This is a genomic window from Promicromonospora alba (assembly GCF_042654905.1).
Lineage (GTDB): Bacteria > Actinomycetota > Actinomycetes > Actinomycetales > Cellulomonadaceae > Promicromonospora > Promicromonospora alba.
In genome coordinates, this window is sequence record NZ_JBHSFI010000005.1 from 180695 (window position 1) to 197412 (window position 16718).

Annotated in this window: 17 protein-coding genes; 9 read left to right on the forward strand and 8 right to left on the reverse strand. The window is 68.4% G+C overall.

The window, feature by feature from the left end; translation table 11 throughout:
• Positions 1 to 53: 53 nt before the first annotated feature.
• Positions 54 to 2153 (reverse strand): hypothetical protein, encoded by a 2100-nt coding sequence (locus ACFO6V_RS15775; RefSeq protein WP_377136812.1) that lies wholly within the window; start codon positions 2151 to 2153, stop codon positions 54 to 56.
• Between the two features lie 262 nt (positions 2154 to 2415).
• On the reverse strand, positions 2416 to 2991 hold the full coding sequence (locus ACFO6V_RS15780) for a TetR/AcrR family transcriptional regulator (protein ID WP_377136814.1): 576 nt from the start codon (positions 2989 to 2991) through the stop codon (positions 2416 to 2418).
• Positions 2992 to 3058: 67 nt separating this feature from the next.
• On the opposite strand from ACFO6V_RS15780, the gene ACFO6V_RS15785 reads away from it, so the two are divergent.
• From ACFO6V_RS15785 to ACFO6V_RS15795, 3 genes are all read left to right on the forward strand, one after another.
• On the forward strand, positions 3059 to 3916 hold the full coding sequence (locus tag ACFO6V_RS15785; RefSeq protein ID WP_377136815.1) for an MBL fold metallo-hydrolase: 858 nt from the start codon (positions 3059 to 3061) through the stop codon (positions 3914 to 3916).
• The gene (locus ACFO6V_RS15790) at positions 3913 to 4311 is read left to right on the forward strand and encodes a carboxymuconolactone decarboxylase family protein (protein ID WP_377136816.1); all 399 of its coding nucleotides are present in this window, start codon (positions 3913 to 3915) and stop codon (positions 4309 to 4311) included. Before ACFO6V_RS15785 ends, ACFO6V_RS15790 begins: the two co-directional genes overlap by 4 nt.
• A gap of 366 nt (positions 4312 to 4677) precedes the next feature.
• Entirely contained in the window at positions 4678 to 4914 is a 237-nt protein-coding gene (locus ACFO6V_RS15795; protein ID WP_377136818.1) for a hypothetical protein, read from the forward strand.
• A gap of 492 nt (positions 4915 to 5406) precedes the next feature.
• On the opposite strand, the gene ACFO6V_RS15800 is transcribed toward ACFO6V_RS15795, so the two are convergent.
• The 6 genes from ACFO6V_RS15800 to ACFO6V_RS15825 form a co-directional block, all read right to left on the reverse strand.
• A complete protein-coding gene (locus tag ACFO6V_RS15800; protein WP_377136820.1) occupies positions 5407 to 6693 on the reverse strand; it encodes an alpha/beta hydrolase in 1287 nt (428 codons plus the stop codon).
• Positions 6694 to 7188: 495 nt separating this feature from the next.
• Positions 7189 to 7554 (reverse strand): hypothetical protein, encoded by a 366-nt coding sequence (locus tag ACFO6V_RS15805; RefSeq protein ID WP_377136822.1) that lies wholly within the window; start codon positions 7552 to 7554, stop codon positions 7189 to 7191.
• 93 nt (positions 7555 to 7647) lie between these two features.
• Positions 7648 to 8427, reverse strand: a complete 780-nt coding sequence (gene ehuA, locus ACFO6V_RS15810; protein ID WP_377136824.1) for an ectoine/hydroxyectoine ABC transporter ATP-binding protein EhuA — start codon at positions 8425 to 8427, stop codon at positions 7648 to 7650.
• Positions 8420 to 9067: an ectoine/hydroxyectoine ABC transporter permease subunit EhuD gene (gene ehuD / locus ACFO6V_RS15815; RefSeq protein ID WP_377136825.1), complete on the reverse strand. Its 648-nt coding sequence runs from the start codon at positions 9065 to 9067 to the stop codon at positions 8420 to 8422. Before ehuD ends, ehuA begins: the two co-directional genes overlap by 8 nt.
• Positions 9060 to 9845 carry an ectoine/hydroxyectoine ABC transporter permease subunit EhuC gene (gene ehuC, locus ACFO6V_RS15820; RefSeq protein WP_377136827.1) on the reverse strand — a complete coding sequence of 262 codons (786 nt, stop codon included), beginning with the start codon at positions 9843 to 9845 and terminating at the stop codon, positions 9060 to 9062. The genes ehuD and ehuC overlap by 8 nt, the downstream gene beginning before the upstream one ends.
• Positions 9846 to 9852: 7 nt before the next feature.
• Positions 9853 to 10638, reverse strand: coding sequence for a transporter substrate-binding domain-containing protein (locus ACFO6V_RS15825; protein ID WP_377136829.1), 786 nt, complete (start codon positions 10636 to 10638; stop codon positions 9853 to 9855).
• Between the two features lie 391 nt (positions 10639 to 11029).
• On the opposite strand from ACFO6V_RS15825, the gene ACFO6V_RS15830 reads away from it, so the two are divergent.
• The 6 genes from ACFO6V_RS15830 (at position 11030) to ACFO6V_RS15855 (ending at position 16628) form a co-directional block, all read left to right on the forward strand.
• Positions 11030 to 11797, forward strand: coding sequence for a GntR family transcriptional regulator (locus ACFO6V_RS15830; RefSeq protein ID WP_377136830.1), 768 nt, complete (start codon positions 11030 to 11032; stop codon positions 11795 to 11797).
• 259 nt (positions 11798 to 12056) lie between these two features.
• Positions 12057 to 12575: a diaminobutyrate acetyltransferase gene (gene ectA, locus ACFO6V_RS15835; protein WP_377136832.1), complete on the forward strand. Its 519-nt coding sequence runs from the start codon at positions 12057 to 12059 to the stop codon at positions 12573 to 12575.
• Positions 12576 to 12663: 88 nt separating this feature from the next.
• Positions 12664 to 14049 (forward strand): diaminobutyrate--2-oxoglutarate transaminase, encoded by a 1386-nt coding sequence (ectB, locus tag ACFO6V_RS15840; RefSeq protein ID WP_377136833.1) that lies wholly within the window; start codon positions 12664 to 12666, stop codon positions 14047 to 14049.
• The gene (locus tag ACFO6V_RS15845) at positions 14046 to 14459 is read left to right on the forward strand and encodes an ectoine synthase (protein WP_377136835.1); all 414 of its coding nucleotides are present in this window, start codon (positions 14046 to 14048) and stop codon (positions 14457 to 14459) included. The genes ectB and ACFO6V_RS15845 overlap by 4 nt, the downstream gene beginning before the upstream one ends.
• A complete protein-coding gene (gene thpD / locus ACFO6V_RS15850; protein WP_377136837.1) occupies positions 14456 to 15352 on the forward strand; it encodes an ectoine hydroxylase in 897 nt (298 codons plus the stop codon). Before ACFO6V_RS15845 ends, thpD begins: the two co-directional genes overlap by 4 nt.
• Positions 15353 to 15581: 229 nt before the next feature.
• Positions 15582 to 16628, forward strand: coding sequence for a glucose 1-dehydrogenase (locus ACFO6V_RS15855; RefSeq protein WP_377136838.1), 1047 nt, complete (start codon positions 15582 to 15584; stop codon positions 16626 to 16628).
• The last annotated feature ends 90 nt before the right edge of the window (positions 16629 to 16718 follow it).

Genomic DNA, 16718 nt, shown 5'->3' on the forward strand with positions numbered 1-16718 from the left:
GGATAACGGCGGAGGCGGGACGGCAACGAGCGGCCAGTTGCCCGAGCTAACGCTCATATCGACAGCGTGGTGATCGCATCGAGGACTCTCCGACGCAGGGTGTCGTCATCCCAGACGAGGCTGTCCCAGCTGCCGGAGGTGACGATGCGAGCGTCCTGCTCCGAAAGCGCGAGCAGTCCGGGAACGGCGTCGGCGTCGCCCATCTCAGCAAGCAGATCCACGCCATCGAAGCTGCCCCACGGGCTCGCGATCTCCTCAAGGACCAGCGGAACGAGACCAGCTGTAGCAGCGCCGGCACGCCAGAGCGCGCGGGCCGCCGGAACCCGCGAAGCGCCGTGGAAGGGCTCAGTGCGTTCCGCGAGATCGCGCAACACTGGGACAAACGGTCCGAGGAGCTCAGGCGGAAGCTCCGCCAACAACTCAGCCGCTCGGGCCGCAGGCCTCTCACCGGCTCGCAGCACCGCGTCCAGGGTTGGGGCCACGACGTCGATGCCTCCGACTGCTCGCCAGACCACACGAGCAGCGGCGACCTGGAGCTCACGGTCCGGGTAGGTCGCGGTAGCGCGTCCCGTCAGGTGAGTGCGCAGGCGCAGGACCAGGGACGCCGCGTTGGGCCCGGCCTCGGCGACCAAGTTCAGATCCCAGTCGGTGAGCCGATGACCGCTGTCCAGGAGTCGTGCGGCAACCGCGACGAGCGGCGCGGGATCCTCACACAGCTGGTGCAAGGCGTGGGCAGCCCGCAGCGCGGGAAGGCCGTCGCCGGCCGTCGCCGTCCGGAGCGCGGCCTCTGCGTCACGGGCTGCCGGGCCGATCGCAGCCAGTGCGATGGGAACGGCGTACGGAGCCACGGGGAGCGCGTCGACGAGGATGTCGAGGGCAGGTGCCGCAGCCGGCCCCCAGCCCCTGAGGACTGCGATGAGCGGGGCTGGACCGTCGGGCCAGCCTGCGGGGGTCGCCCACTGGTCGCGCTCGCTCGCCGAGGCATCGAGCACGGTCGCCAGTCGGTCGCGGATGACGGTCAGGAGGTCTGGGTCGAAGGACGGGATGTTGTCGCCGAGCAGCCGAAGCGCGTCCGGCGACTGGCCGCGTTCCCATGCGGCGGTCAGCGCTGGAATGACGCGGTCGTCCCGGAGCCGAGTCAGGACAGCAATCGCCATGTTCGCAGGACCGCGGTGGTCAGTGACGTCGCCGAGTGCCAGGTGCGCCAGTTCCGGCGCCAGGCTCGACACCGCGTGACCAGCATCGGCAGCTGCCGCGACAGCAGCCGCCACGACGCCAGCGTCGTCATCGGCCAGAAGCTCGCGGAGGTGCCCAACAGACTCCCGCGCGGCCGACCGGCTAGCACGCGAGCGGAGGGCGAGGTTCTCCGCCTGACGGACACGACTCTGCGCAGAGCCAGTCCCCATCATCGTGACAACAGTCCGCGCGGCAACGGCGTCGAGGCGTTCGATCACACCGTCGAACTGTGTGAGGGACTCCGTCCAGGCGCCGTTCCACTCCGCTTCCCGCCCGATCGCGGCCGCGAGGTGTTCCAGCGCCTCGCCAGGCACCGTGCGCCCGGCGTCAAGGAGCGCATGGGCCGCAGCGAGCGGAACCGGGAACGGATCACGCAACGCGAACACGGCCACGGGGAGGCCGACCGCAGGCTCGACAGCGCACAGGCTCAGCACAATGCCCGCCCGGACCTGCGGGGCGCCCTCAACCTCCCACCGTGCGGCCAGAGCCGACGCAGCTTTGTCACCACCACCCGAGTGGGCGACTGCGTAGGTGGCAGCTTCACGGACCGCCACTTCGGGGTCCTCCAGCAGCGGCAGGAGCGAGTCCGAGTGGGCGCGCAAGGCCGCCCGCACCGCGGGCAGAGCGCTGCCGTCACTCATATTCGGATCTCCGAACGCGCCCAACGCAAAGCACAGAGCATCCCGGTGGTGAAATGCCCGACCGGCGGCCAGGTCCACGATGAACGGAACCGCGACCGCGGTCACGGGATAGACCGTCCCCTGATGCCAGATCGAGGAAAAGAACTCATCGAGCGCCTCACCCGCAACCCCCTCGTCCGGCGAGGCAAGCCCTCGCAAGATCTCGGCCGCATCGCCCGCGGGCCCGTAGGCGCCGCCCAAGCCGTCCCAGTTGATCGCGTCCAGTTCCTCGAGCACCGCGCGAGCCTATCCGCTGGCTCCGGTCGGCATCCCTGCAATGGCGAGACGTCGCCCAACCAGCCAAGACCCCTGGAGTGCAGGTGTCAGCGGGACCGAGGCTCAGCAAGATTGGCAGCGGCGCGATCGCAACCGACCAGCCGCGCCACGGCAGATGCGGCGCGCGCTGCGGGGACGTTCGGAACACCTGGATCGTGAGTTCCCCTCCTGAATGCCCCCGCCGAGGCCGTGCCCGGACCGGCATGTCGGTTCGGCAGTCTTCTCAGCTCGTTCGCGGCGCCGTGGTGGCCAATACCCGATCGATGAGGTCGTCCAGCACCGCGGTGGTCGCCTGCCTGCCCTCGTACGTGACCAGCACGAGTACGGCCCCCGTCAGGAGCGCGAGAGCTGGCTCGACGTCACGCGGTGCGACGTGGGCCGCCAGGATTGCGCGCATCCCGCTGGTCCCAGTCTCGTACAGCCGTGTGCGCAGCGCGCCGACGACGTCGTTGTCGCGAGCCCGCTCGACGACGCCCGCCAGGAGGCGGTCGAGGTGGCGGCTGGTGAGGTCGGCGGCGAAGTCCGCTAGCGCGGCACGGAGGTCGGCCCGCAGGTCACCGGTCGGAGCCGGGTGGTGCGCCGCGTCACAGATCTGCTCGATCGACGCGCGAATCAGGTCGAGTCGCGTCGGCCAGTGGGCATAGACGGTGGCCTTGGAGTAGTTGGCGCGACGAGCCACCTCGGCGTGCGTGACGGCGTCCCAGCCCTCCTCGAGCAGCAACGTGCTGGTTGCCTCGACGACGTCACGCCGCGTCCGGGCGACGCGCGGGTCCAGCACCTCTGCGGTTTCGCTCGTCATGACGTCGATCCTAAGAGTTGCTGAACTCCGTTGACACTGTTGTACAACTCGTCCAATACTGGCCACTATGACCAATAACGATCCAGGGGTCGCCCGAGCCCTTGCGGCCGCCGGCCCGCCCCCGGGGATGGCGATCTTCCAGCTCCCCACCGGCACGTACGAGACCCCCGCCGCCCTGGCCTTCCAGGGAGGTTCGTTCAGGGACCGCCGGCAGTTCGCCGCCACCGCGGTGCTGGTACAGCATCCCGAGGGCGACGTGCTCATCGACGCCGGATTCGGCGCACAGGCAGAGGAGCACATCCGGATGCTGCCCTCGTTCCGGCGCTCACCGCACCACCTCGGCTCAACGGTCAGCGAGCAGCTGGACGCCGCCGGCTACGACCGCACCCGGCTGTCCGGGGTGATCCTGACCCACTCCCACTGGGACCACGTCAGCGGACTGGACTCCCTCGACGTGCCGATCCTCGTCACCGACGAGGAGCTGCGGTACGCGGACCACAACCGCGGCGACCGCGTGTTCAGGCGGGTCGCCGCCGGTCACGACGTCCGCGGGTACAGCTTCGACGGCCCGGCCCACCTGGGTTTCCCGGCCAGCCACGACCTGCACGGAGACGGCTCCGTCGTGATTGTCCCGGCACCCGGCCACACCACCGGTTCGGTCGTCGTCCTCGTCACGGTGCGGCCGGATCAGCGCTTCGCCTTCATCGGCGACCTCGCCTGGCAGCTCGAAGGGGTCACGCACCGCGTACAGAGGCCTCTGCTGATGCGCATCCTCGCCGACAGTGACTCAGCGCGGATCCGGCAGGACCTCGCCCGAGTGACCGCACTGTCGCCGTACATGCAGATCGTTCCCGCCCACGACGCGCGAGGGTACGACGGCATCCCGCTCCTCGTGCCGGGCCGCACCACGAGCAGGGCATCGTGAGCGAGACCGGCTCGAGCGCCGCGTCGTCCACAACACGCGCCCGGGCTGGACGCGCCCGATACGCGCTCAACTTCGGCGTCGACGAGGCAACCGCCCAGCGACTCATGACAGAACGAGCCGGACCGGAATACACCGCAGAGGTCTACGAGGCCGCGGGCGGCCTCGGCTGGCAGGGCAACGCGCTCACGGACCGTGACCGCAGTATCGCCCTCATCTCGGCCCTTGTCGCCTCGGGCATTATCGACGACCGGCTGGAGGTCTACCTGAACCTCGCCCGCCGCAACGGGATCGACCAGGACGGGCTCACCCAACTCATGATCCTGCTCACCGCCTATATCGGCCAACCACTCCCCTCCGCCGCGATGGGTGCGGTACGCCGCACGCACGAGCATTGACAACTCATACCTCAAACGCTCGAGTGCCCACGGCGCCCCGCTTCCGGAAGACGCGCAGTAGATCGGGATGGAGGACCTACCGCGCCGTGAGCCGTCAGTTGAATCCTGCTCGCGGCGCGGTGAGCCCGATGGTGTCCTTGATGAGGGCCAAAGCAGCTCCGAGCGGGCTCGACCGTCCGCCGCTGACGACGATGTTTTCCGTTTCGCCCGAAGTCTCATCCGCAGCACCTATGGGTTCGAACCTTCAGCGCGACGCCGACACGGTTCTTCGACCTCTTCAACGCGCCGAACCGCTACATCGTGCACGGCACCGGCAACGCAGGTTTTAGGTGACCCACCCAGGTGTCCCGTCCTACGGTGAACTCTATGGCGGACGATGAACCCAGCAAGCCTCGCGATGACACAGGGCACCCACCCCGGCGGCGCTGGAACTGGGGTGCCGGCGTCGGACTCGCTGTCGGCGTCGGAATCGCGTTCGGCATGGTCTTCGTCCCGTCGATGGGGATCTTCGGCATAGCGCTCGGAGCCGGTCTCGCACCTGCCTTCGCGATGTCGATGGCCCGCCCGGCCGATACGGACAAGGACCAGCACGAGCGCGACTGAGGAGGGATCGCGCGATGCGCCAAGTCGGCGCGGGCACCGATCCCCCGCACGCCTAGCCGGGAGTTGCGGGTGGGGTTCCTGTTGCTCGACTCAGCACCCAATGGAAAGCACACCCTGCTGGATCGTCACCGATTTTAGCGTCGCGCACGCAGACCTGCAGGCCAGGGCATGCCGTGTTCAGGAGCACGCCGCCGTCGCATCGACGGCGCTCGGCCCCCACACGTCCGGTGTCACCCATTTGGACAGCAGTCCCATTGCGTAACGCCGCCGCGGCGCGGCTGATCGATGCCACACCGCCAGCGGTGCGAGCGTCGAGAGCGTCCCGGCGCTCAGCGCGCCGCGTGTGGGCCAGCAGAAGGACCGGACCCCACAGGCCCATTAGTGCGGCGCCGACCCCGCCAAGGACCGGCAACCGACCGACGTTCGCCGATCAGGCGTCGGCGGCGTTCTCGACCTCCGCTGCGTCCTCGCCTGACTCCCCTGCGCTCACGGTCACAGAGTGCAGGTCGCTCCGTCGTCAGGCACCGTCAGGTCGATGAGGTACGCAGCCGCGAGCTCGTCCACACAGGGGCTTCGCCCGGTGCCGACGACCGTGTGCCCATCGCCCTCCACGGTCAGCAGCGCGCTCCCCAGCGTGCGGGCGAGGTTGACCGCTCCCTCGTGAGGTGTGGTCGGATCACCCGTGATCGACACGACCAGTGTGGCCGGAAGCCCGTCCACATCCTGGGCGTACGGGATGCCGAGGTCCGGCTCGACCGGCCAGTGCTCGCACGGGTCACGTACACCCCGGGTCACGTCGACACCGGGATCCAGGAAAGGCGCCCGCTCGTACCCGGCCTCACGCAGCTCTGCACCTTGCTCCGGTGTCAGCCGCTCCTCATCCGTGCAGTTGATGGCGAACTGCGCCTCAAGCGTGTTCGGCCCGGTGCCGTCGGCGTCTCGCGCGCCGTAGTCGTGGAGCAGCTGCATGAGCTCATCTCCTCGACCTCGGCGGATCTCCCTAAGGCCGTCGATGATGCGCGGCCACGTCGTCGGCCTGGTCAGCCCTGTTGAGACCGCCCAGATCGCTTCGTCGGGACCCAGCTCCTGGTCCAGCGCCGGCACGGGGTCCTCGCGCAACGGATAGACGATCGCCCGGAACGCCGCGGTCCATCCAGCCGGGTCCGTGCCGAGCGGGCAGTCATCCTGGTCCGCGCAGGATGCCGCCATCGCCTCGAACGCCACCTGGAAACCCTCGTAGGCAGCCAGCGATCGCTCTACCTTGCCCTGGGCCGGGTCGATCCCGCCGTCCAGCACCATGGCACGAACACGATCAGGGAACTCCTCGGCATAGACAGCGCCGAGGCGCGTGCCGTAGCTCTGGCCCAGGAAGGTGAGCTTCTCCTCCCCCAGCACGGCCCGCAGCACGTCCATGTCCTTCGCGGTGGTCCGCGTTCCGAGCTGCGCCAGGGCGTGCATCCCGCCGGAACCGTCGGCACAGCGTTCGACGATCGCGCGGGTCTCGGACCCGGTCAGCTGAGGAGCGAGCCGGCCGAGCTCTTCGAAGGCCTCGTCACCGTCGGCGTCGCCGCCCTCGGTGTAGCAGTCCACCGCTGGCTGGGTCGCCCCCACCCCGCGCGGATCGAAGCCGACGATGTCGAACCGTTCAGTGATCCGGCTGTCCGCCAGCCCCTGGGACAGTGCGAGCCCACCGGTCAGGCCGGACATTCCCGGACCACCAGGATTGAACACCAGGGAGCCGATCGCGTCGCCGCGTGCGGCGACTCGCAAGACCGCCACGGAGGCCACCTCGCCTGCTGGGTTCGCGTAGTCCAACGGCACCGCGAGCCGGGGGCGCACTGCGCGTCGGACGCCCGCCTGAAGATGATCGACTCCCCCGTGGTCGTGGCGTAGTCCACACACTCTTCCCAGGCCAGGGCCTGGTCGTAGAAACGCGCGAGCCCATCCGTCCGAGCATCGCCGTCCGGAGCAGGCTCGTCAGAGCCACCGAGCGTGCAGGAGGCGATCGACAGGATCAACGCGAGCGATACCGACATGCCGAGTACCCTCGTCGCGCGACGGCGGGTCACCGGATACTCGGATCTGCCTGTCCCGTGCTGCGCCGGGTGCTGCTCATGCTCTGCTCTCCCGTCTCGGTGACGCTGGGCGCTAGACAGATCCAATTCTCCGGTGGTGATCGGGTCAACATAGTGGCTCCGCTCGATGCTCGATGCTGGACGGCCCACGCCCACGGCCCACGCCCACGGCACGCCGCGAGCCCGTTCTTGTGGCCGGTCACGGCGCAGGCATCCATCGGACGGGCTGGCCGAGCAGGGTACCGAGATACCAACGATCGCCGTCGGGATAGACGCTCGTGGCGGCCGGTGTCAGACCGGTGAAGACCTTCACGACCGCGCCGGTATCGCGGGCTACGAGGATGCTGCCGCTCAGCGGATCCTCCGCGTTGACGAACAGATCGCTGGGCAGACGGATCAGGATCTCGCGTGTCAGCGTAATCTCTCGTGCCTGCGCACCGATGGAGAGCACACCCTGCTGGCCCGCCCAACCTCGTACCTTCGCACTCGCGGAAGCGCCGTCCGGAACTTGCTGCAGCCAGTACCGACAAGAGCGCGTCATCGCACTGACGACATTCCGTTCCACGCACCCGATGCCATCCGTCCGACACAGCGGTCCCCCTGCTGTGTGGCAGCCGGCGCGCCGCACCGTGTGCGACGGTCAGCGCCCGGTCGACGGTCAGAGAACGGCGCGGAGGAACTCCTGGGTCCGCTCGTGCGCCGGCGTCGTGAAGATCGTCTCGGGGTCGGCCTCCTCGATGATCTTTCCGCCGTCGAACATCAGCACGCGGTTGGAGACCTCCCGGGCGAACTGCATCTCGTGCGTGACGATCAGCATCGTGATGTCGGTGGTCTCGGCAATGGTGCGCAGCACCCCGAGCACGTCGGCGACGAGTTCCGGGTCCAGGGCCGACGTCACCTCGTCGAGCAGCAGGATCTCCGGCTCCATGGCGCAGGCACGCGCGATCGCGACCCGCTGCTGCTGCCCACCGGACAGCTGCGTGGTGCGGGCGTCGCGCTTGTCGGCCAGGCCGACCTTCTCCAGGAGGTCCTCGGCCTTGGCGACGGCCTCGGCCCTGGGCTTCCCGAGCACGTGGATCGGTGCCTCGATGATGTTCTCCAGCACCGTCATGTTGGGGAACAGGTTGAACTGCTGGAACACCATCCCCACCCGGCGCCGCAGGAGGCTGCGCCTTCTCTCCGGCACGGCTACGCGCTGACCGCCACGCATCTCGTGCGTGTACGGGTCGCCGTCGATGTAGATGAGGCCCTCGTTCGCTTCCTCCAGCGTCATGAGCAGGCGCAGGATCGTCGTCTTGCCTGAGCCCGACGGACCGATCAGGGTGACCCGGTCGCCCTGGGCTACGGAGAAGTTCAGTCCGTCGAGGACGACGTTGTCGCCGAAGCGCTTGCCGACCCCCTGGAACTGGATGGCAGGGGTGGTGTTCTTGTCAGGCAAGGCGGTTCTCCATTCTGCGGACGAGCAGCGAGGTCGGGTAGCTCACCAGCAGGAAGAGCAGGCCGGTCAGCGTGATCGCCTCCATGTAGCGGAAGGTTCCTGCGCCGTACTGCTGTGCGGCCGTGTACATCTCAACGACGGCGATGGCGAACAGGAACGGTGTCTCCTTGAACATGGAGATCGCGTAGTTCCCCAGTCCTGGCAGCGTCTTGCGGATCGCCTGCGGCAGCACGACAGCGCCCCAGGTGCGCGAGCGGGGCAGGTCGAGGGCGACCGCCGCCTCCCACTGCCCCCTCGGTACCGCGTCGATGCCCGCGCGGAACACCTCCGACATGTACGTCGCGTAGTGGATACCGAGCACCACGCAGCCGATGGCGAGCGACGGGAACTGCGTGAACAGCAGGTTCGCGAAGACGAGCTGAACCAGCAGCGGCGTCGACCGGATGAACTCGACGAGGAGGCCGACAGGGATCGTGACCGCCCGCAGGCTCGACCGGCGGACCATCGCGACGACCAGGCCGAGGACGGAGGCGATGACCATGCCGACGACCGTCGCGAGGATGGTGATCTGCAAACCCTCGAACAGCTCGGGAAGCACAGCCGCGGCGTGCTCCCAGCTCCATGCCGGGGTCTCAGTCATCTCGGTCACCTCCCTTCGAGGTCGTCACGGCAACCGGCGTCGAGGCCCCGGCACCGACGTCGGCGGTGGTCTGCACGGGCGCGAGGCGCAGGACCTCGCGCAGCGACGGACCGGCGCCCAGCCGGTTCTTGGCCCGCACCTCCACCGCGTTCATGGCCAGCGTGAGCAGATAGGCGACCACGAAGTAGCACACCAAGCCGACCGCGTAGGAGAACACTGTCTCCCCGGTCCGCTCGCGCAGCTCCTCCGTGAAGAAGTTGAGGTCGTGCAGCGAGATGTACGCCGCGAGGGCGGAGCCCTTGATCAGCTGGATCAGGAGGTTGGTGAACATCGGGATCATCAGCGGCCACGCCTGGGGCATGATCACTCGGCGCAGGCGATGCACCTGGCCGAGGTCGAGCGCGATGGCCGCCTCCCACTGCCCCTTGGCGACCGAGTTGACGGAGCCGCGGACCACCTCGGCGGCGTAGGCCCCGTAGTTGAGCCCGAGGGCGAGGATGCCGCACGCGAGCGGGTCCAGCTCGACGTAGAACGGCGGAAGCGGCAGCACGTAGTACAGCCAGAAGATCTGCACCACCAGCGACGTGCCGCGGAAGAACTCCACGACCACCCGGGACGGCACGCGCGCCCACCTGGTGCGGGCGCGCGAGCCGAGGCCCAGGGTGAAAGCGACGAGCAGCCCGAGCACCGCGCCACCGAGCGTCAGCTGGAGCGTGACCAGGATTCCCTCGCCGAGCTGCGGCAGCAGATCGACGAGCTGTTGGAGGTTGTCCGACACGGGTCGGTCAGCCGTCCAGGCCAAGCTCCGGAGCCAGCTCCTTGGCCACCGACTCCAGGTCACCCTCGCAGAGCTTCTCGGTGGTCAGACCCTCGACCGGGCGTTCCGCCTCCGTGAACCCGAAGGGGCCCACGATCTCCATCCAGCGGTCCTCGTCGGCAACGATCTTCGCGAGCTCCTCGTTGTAGGCGTCGCGCAGCTCCTCGTCGCCCTTCGGGAAGACCTCAGCGCCCGCGCCGATCTGCGGCACGCCGTCGATCTCCGCGACGAACGCGTCGGTGACCTCGACGGCGGCGTCGGTCTTCTCCTCGAGGGTCCGCAGTGAGATGCCCGTCAGAGCAAGCGCGTCGGCACGGCCCGAGACGACGGCGTCCAGGCCGTCCTGCGCGTCACCGACCTCGATCTTCTCGATGTCGAGCTTGTCGGCGTAGCCGGACTCGATGGCGCCGCTGAGGACCGCCAGCTTCACGCCCGCCTCCTGCGCGGACTGCATGTCCGTCAGGTTGTCCGGGTTGCCTTCCGGCACCATGAACGCGGTCGTGTACATGATCTCGGGCTCGGAGAACAGGGCCTGCTCGCAGCGCTCGGGCAGGATCGACATCCCCGCGCTGACGGTGTCGTAGCGGCCGGCGGTCAGGCCGGGGATCAGCGAGTTCCACTCGGCCTGGACGCCCTCGACGTTCTCGACGCCGAGCGCGCCGAAGATCTCCCGGTCCAGGGCGATGGTGGCGCCAGTGAGGTCGCCGCCGTCCTCGAAGCTGTAGGGCTCCTCGCCGTTGAACGCGACGGTCACGGAGCCGTCCTGCTGCAGTTGCTCGAGCGTGGACGCTCCGTCCTCACCGCCGGCCCCGGGAGCTGTGGACGTGCACGCGGCCAGCGCCACCAGCGTCAGTACTGACCCTGCGGCGAGGACTGATCGACGAAGCGAGCGAACACTTGATCTAGACATGGTTCCCTTCACGCCACCCGGCGCGCACGGCAAAGCCTGGGTGGGCTGGAGTTCACGGACGGACGGCACCGTAGCGCGCCTTTGGACGATCAGACAATTTAGAGTTCAGCATTCGGATTGTCTACAATCTTGGATTTCACCCGGCGGCTGTCTCTCTGGGCACCGCCGACGCCCCTGAACACCCGCGCACCGGGGATGATGTCGTCATCGACGTGCGCTCACGGAAGGAGCACCGATGTCCCACCCGCCGGGGGCCGATCTGACGACCGCCCCGTCGTTCTCGCGTGTGACACGCCCCTCGACGGTCGACCTGATCCAGACGGAGCTACGCAACGCGGTCTACGCGGGCGTGCTCACCGTCGGCTCGCCCATCCGCGAGGTCGAGGTCGCGAACCAGCTCGGCGTGAGCCGCGGGCCGCTGCGGGAGGCCGCCCAGCGGCTGGTCCAGGAGGGCCTGCTCGTCGCGACGCCGGGACGCGGCATGCGGGTGGCGACCATCGGCCGGGACCGGCTGCCCGCCCTCTACGAGGCGCGCAAGTCGGTCGAGACGACGGCGGCGCGGCAGCTCGTGCGGTCCGGCGCCGACTCGGTGATCGCCGGGGTCCGCCACGCCCACGACGAGCTGGTCGCCGCCGACCGCACCGGGGACGCCCGGCAGGTGGGCGGCGCCGACCTCAACCTGCACTGGACGCTCGTCGCCGCGGCCGGCAACCCGTGGCTGACCCGGTGGATGACGACGCTCATCGTCGAGGTACGGATGGCGACCTTCTCGGTGAGCGACGAGTACGCGGTACGCAAGGACACCGCCGGCGCGCACGCTGCCATCGTCGAACGGCTCGAGGCACGGGACGAGGAGGGCCTGGTCATGTGCCTCACCACGATGCTCGACGGCGCCGTGGCACGGCTGCTGGGCCGGGACGAAGAACCCGTCGAGACACTCGAGGAACAGGCCGGCGCGCCTGAGATAACACTGGGGCCGATCGACGCTCCCGACGGGGCCTGAAGCCACAAATGGTAAAGACCGGGGCTTGGCTCACTCGACGCCTCCCCTCCCAGGCAACAAGATTTGTTACCCACCTGTGACGTCGCCGGCCGAAGCCTGGTCCGGTGACATCGACGGACCCGCGGAATCTCGCGGCTGCGAGGCGCTTCCGCCCCCATGGGCAGCACCCGCCCGTGCACTACCGCAACAGGCCAGTCACGCCATCATCACGGGATAGCAATGTGCAATCGTCACGCGAGTTCGTTACGGTCGATTTGTCATGCAGAACCTCGAAGAGGAACTCAAGCACATCCATCCGACCGAAACCACAGTGGCATTGAGGGAGCCCACCGTCGCCGACGGGGCAGCGATGTGGCGCCTCGCACGCGACTCCAAGACGCTGGACCTCAACTCGTCCTACGCGTATCTCCTCTGGGCACGTGACTTCGCCCGGACCTCTGTGGTCGTGACCGTCGACGGCGAACCCGCCGGGTTCGTCACCGGGTACGTCCGGCCCGACGAGCCGACCACGCTGATGGTCTGGCAGGTGGCTGTCGACCACGCCTACCGCGGGCAGCGGCTGGCCTCCCGGATGCTCGCGCACCTGGCGGAGCAGCACCCGGGATGCACCCACGTGGAGACCACCATCACCTCGGACAACACGGCGTCGATCGCCCTGTTCATGTCCTTCGCGTCGGCGCAGGGTGCCCCTGTCGACGTGCGGACCGTCTTCCCCGCGGAAGCGTTCCCGGACGGCCACGACGCGGAGCTCGTCTTCCGCATCGGGCCACTTTCCTGACCTGTCCAGGTCGATCCCCTCATAACCACATATCCATCGAACAACCACATCCGAGTCCGGTCGACAAGATCGGACCGCGGAGGGAGCCATGCGCCCAGACACTGCCATGCCCACCGACCCACCTACGACGCGTCCCCGGACGAACGTCTTCGAGGAGCTCGAGTCCCAGGTGCGCAGCTACTGCCGCAGCTGGCCTGCAACGTTCACGACTGCCGCGGGAAGCACCCTGCAGGCCGAGAACGGGCGCAGCTATCTCGACTTCTTCGCCGGAGCGGGTGCCCTGAACTACGGGCACAACCATCCGGTGCTTCTCGAGGCGCTGCTCGACTACCTGCGCAGCGGCGGGATAGTGCATTCGCTCGACATGCACACCGCGGCAAAACGGGATTTCCTGACGACGTTCCGGGACCGGATCCTGGTGCCTCGTGACCTCGACTACAAGCTGATGTTCCCGGGGCCCACCGGGACCAACTCCGTGGAGAGCGCGCTCAAGCTCGCGCGGAAGGTGACGGGCCGCCAGCACATCCTGTCATTCACCAACGCCTTCCACGGCATGACGCTCGGCGCGCTGTCGGTGACCGGGAACTCGATGAAACGCAACGGCGCGGGCCTACCACTCACCAACAGCTCGAAGATCCCGTACGACGACTACTTCTCGGGTGCCACAGAGGACTTCCTGTGGCTCGAACGGGTGCTGAGCGACAGCGGCTCCGGCGTCGACAAGCCCGCCGCGATCATCGTGGAGACGGTCCAGGGCGAGGGTGGCCTCAGCGCCGCGCGGCCGGAGTGGCTCAGAGCGTTGTCAGAGCTGTGCCGCACGCACGAGATCCTGCTGATCCTGGACGACGTGCAGGCCGGCTGTGGGCGCACGGGTGAGTTCTTCAGCTTCGAGGAGTCCGGCATCGTCCCCGACATCGTCTGCCTGTCCAAGTCGATCTCCGGCTTCGGCTTGTCCATGGCGCTCACGCTCATCCGGCCTCAGCTGGACCAGTGGGAGCCGGGCGAGCACAACGGCACGTTCCGCGGCCAGAACACATCGTTCGTCACGGGCACCGCGGCGCTGAACGAGTTCTGGTCGGACGACACCTTCGCCGAGGGCGTCCGGGAGCGCGCAGCCGAGCTTCACGACGGCCTGGCCCAGATCGCGAGCGGTTACGCGGGCGCCGTCGTCAAGGGCCGCGGGTTTCTGTCCGGGATCAAGTTCCAGGACGCCTCCGCGGCGTCGAAGATCGCCGCAGCGTCCTACGAGCGCGGACTTCTCGTCGAGACGTCCGGGCCTGAGGACGAAGTGCTCAAGACCATGCCCGCCCTGACCATCAGCTCCGACGAGCTGCGCTCCGGTGTGGACATCATCGCTGCCGCTGCCGCCGAGGTGCTCGGCGCACCGGTCATGCAGGAGGCCGCGCCGGACGCCGACATGCGGGGCGGGGCCTACAACCGAGGGACCGACAGCCGAGGAGAGGAAGGCAAGTGATCGTCACACGGATCGCCGATCTGGACGGCACCGACCGCGACGTGCGGTCGGAGACCTGGCGCAGCCGCAGGCTCGTCCTCGCCAAGGAGGGGGCGGGCTTCTCGTTCCACGAGACCACCATGTACGCCGGGACCGAGACCGAGATGTGGTACGCCAACCACATCGAGGCCGTGTACTGCGTGGGCGGCACAGGACAGCTCGAGAACCGGGAGACCGGCGAGGTCCACGAGATCTCGGACGGCACGATGTACCTGCTGGACGGCAACGAGAAGCACACCGTGCGCCCCACGACGGACCTGCGGCTGATCTGCACGTTCAACCCACCCGTCACGGGCCGCGAGGTGCACGACGCCGACGGCGTCTACCCGCTCATCACAGAAAAGATCACACAGGAGGAGGCTGCCGTATGACGACGGACACCACTAGCAACGACCTGTACCCCACCCGTGTCGAAGGCGACGCCTCCGAGATCCCGCGCCGGGACAAGGTGGTGTGGGGCAGCGCGGCCGACGGCCCGCTGGACCAGGACGACCTGGACGTCTTCGACCGGACCGGTTACCTCGCGTTCGAGGACCTGGTCACACCGGCCGAGGTGGAGCAGTTTCGTAGGGAGCTGCAGCGGCTCTCCACCAACCCGGAGGTCCGCGCCGACGAGCGCACGATCATCGAAGGCACCTCGCAGCAGGTGCGGACGATCTTCGAGGTGCACAAGACCAGCGAGATCTTCGCGCGGATCGCACGCGACCCCAGGGTGGTGGGGCGAGCCCGGCAGATCCTCGGCTCGGAGGTCTACATCCACCAGAGCCGGGTCAACCTGAAGCCCGGCTTCGGTGGCGGCGACTTCGCCTGGCACTCGGACTTCGAGACGTGGCACGCCGAGGACGGCCTGCCGCGGATGCGGACAGTCAGCATCTCGATCTCACTGACCGACAACTACTCGTTCAACGGCCCGCTGATGATCATGCCCGGCACGCACAAGACCTATGTGTCCTGCACCGGCCGGACACCGAACGACAACTACAAGTCGTCACTGGTGATGCAGAACGCCGGCACCCCGGACGAGGACATCCTGACCCGCATGGCCAACCAGCACGGCATCGACGTTCTCGCCGGCAAGGCCGGCGGCGCGATCATGTTCGACTGCAACTGCATGCACGGCTCCAACGGCAACATCTCGCCGTTCCCCCGGTCGAACATCTTCCTGGTCTACAACAGCGTCGAGAACACCGCGATCGAGCCGTTCGCAGCGCAGAAGGCTCGGCCGGCCTTCCTCGGGAGCCGGGACTTCACGCCGGTCGGCTGAGGCAGCACAGACAGGCGTGTCAGGTGCTTGGGCCAACGCGGTGGTCCGAGCACCTGACACGCATGGCCAAGGCGTTCCACTCGCACCCAGTTCGGGTCCCCTGGTAGGTGCCGCCTGCCGAACTTACGCTGATGGGACGACGCGCCGAATCGCTCGCGGAACGGGACGTAGAGGCGGGCGTCGTCCAACACGCCACCTCGCCGTCCGCCACGCAAGAGGAGGTCACCTGATGCGCGCCCTGACCCTGATACCGCAACAAGCCGGCTCTCTCGCCGTCACCGACATCGAGGAGCCGGTCCCTGGTGACCGTGAGCTCCTGGTCGACGGCCTGGCCGTCGGCGTGTGCGGCACGGACCGGGAGATCGTGGCCGGCGAGTACGGCTGGGCACCACCCGGGCGTGAGCGATTGGTGCTCGGGCACGAGTCCCTCGGCCGGGTGCGGACGGCGCCCCACGGGTCCGGCTTCGCGCCCGGCGACCTCGTGGTGGGCGTGGTCCGCCGCCCGGACCCGGAACCGTGCGGGGCGTGCGCCCGCGGCCAGTTCGACATGTGCCGCAACGGCGAGTACACCGAACGCGGCATCAAGGCGATCGACGGGTTCGCCTCCGAACGGTGGACCGCCGAGGCCGACTACGCCGTCCGCCTCGACCCCGCGCTCAAGGATGTCGGGATGTTGCTCGAGCCAACCTCGGTGGTGGCCAAGGCGTGGGAGCAGATCGACCTGGTCGGAGGGCGCGCCTGGTTCGAGCCAGAGGTTGTCGTAGTGACCGGTGCCGGTCCGATCGGCCTGCTGGCCGCGCTGATCGGCGTGCAGCGGGGCCTGGAGGTGCATGTGTTGGACCGCGTCACCGACGGCCCGAAGCCGCAACTGGTCCGGGATCTCGGGGCCGAATACCACACCGAGTCGGTCACAGACGTGGCCGCCGCCGTGCAGCCGGGCGTGGTGATCGAGGCAACCGGCGCGAGCCCGGTGGTCCTCGACGCGTTGTCCGCGACCAAGAGCTACGGCGTCACCTGCCTCACGGGTGTCACGACGGCGGGGCGGCATTTCACGATCGACGCCGGGGCGCTCAACCGGGAGATCGTGCTGGAGAACGACGCGGTGATCGGATCGGTCAACGCCAACCTGGGCCACTACCGGGCAGCCGCGGAGGTGCTGGCCGGGGCCGACGCCGAGTGGCTCGGCCGCATCCTGACCCACCGGGTGCCGCTCGAGGACGCCGTCACAGCGCTAACGGGCAACCTGGGTGGAATCAAGACCGTGCTGGAACTGTGAAGGTCGATGCTCAGGCGATCGTCACGCTCTGCGAACCACGTCGCAGAACGGGCCTCCACGACACCAAAGTGTCGGGTTTCTGTCGGGGAG

What these genes read in the sequence shown, in the direction of transcription:
- ACFO6V_RS15780 (WP_377136814.1), bottom strand. Translation starts at nt 2,991, where the DNA reads ATGACGAGCGAAACCGCAGAGGTGCTGGACCCGCGCGTCGCCCGGACG.
- ACFO6V_RS15785 (WP_377136815.1), top strand. Translation starts at nt 3,059, where the DNA reads ATGACCAATAACGATCCAGGGGTCGCCCGAGCCCTTGCGGCCGCCGGC.
- ACFO6V_RS15795 (WP_377136818.1), top strand. Translation starts at nt 4,678, where the DNA reads ATGGCGGACGATGAACCCAGCAAGCCTCGCGATGACACAGGGCACCCA.
- ehuD (WP_377136825.1), bottom strand. Translation starts at nt 9,067, where the DNA reads ATGACTGAGACCCCGGCATGGAGCTGGGAGCACGCCGCGGCTGTGCTT.
- ACFO6V_RS15830 (WP_377136830.1), top strand. Translation starts at nt 11,030, where the DNA reads ATGTCCCACCCGCCGGGGGCCGATCTGACGACCGCCCCGTCGTTCTCG.
- ectA (WP_377136832.1), top strand. Translation starts at nt 12,057, where the DNA reads ATGCAGAACCTCGAAGAGGAACTCAAGCACATCCATCCGACCGAAACC.
- ectB (WP_377136833.1), top strand. Translation starts at nt 12,664, where the DNA reads ATGCGCCCAGACACTGCCATGCCCACCGACCCACCTACGACGCGTCCC.
- thpD (WP_377136837.1), top strand. Translation starts at nt 14,456, where the DNA reads ATGACGACGGACACCACTAGCAACGACCTGTACCCCACCCGTGTCGAA.
- ACFO6V_RS15855 (WP_377136838.1), top strand. Translation starts at nt 15,582, where the DNA reads ATGCGCGCCCTGACCCTGATACCGCAACAAGCCGGCTCTCTCGCCGTC.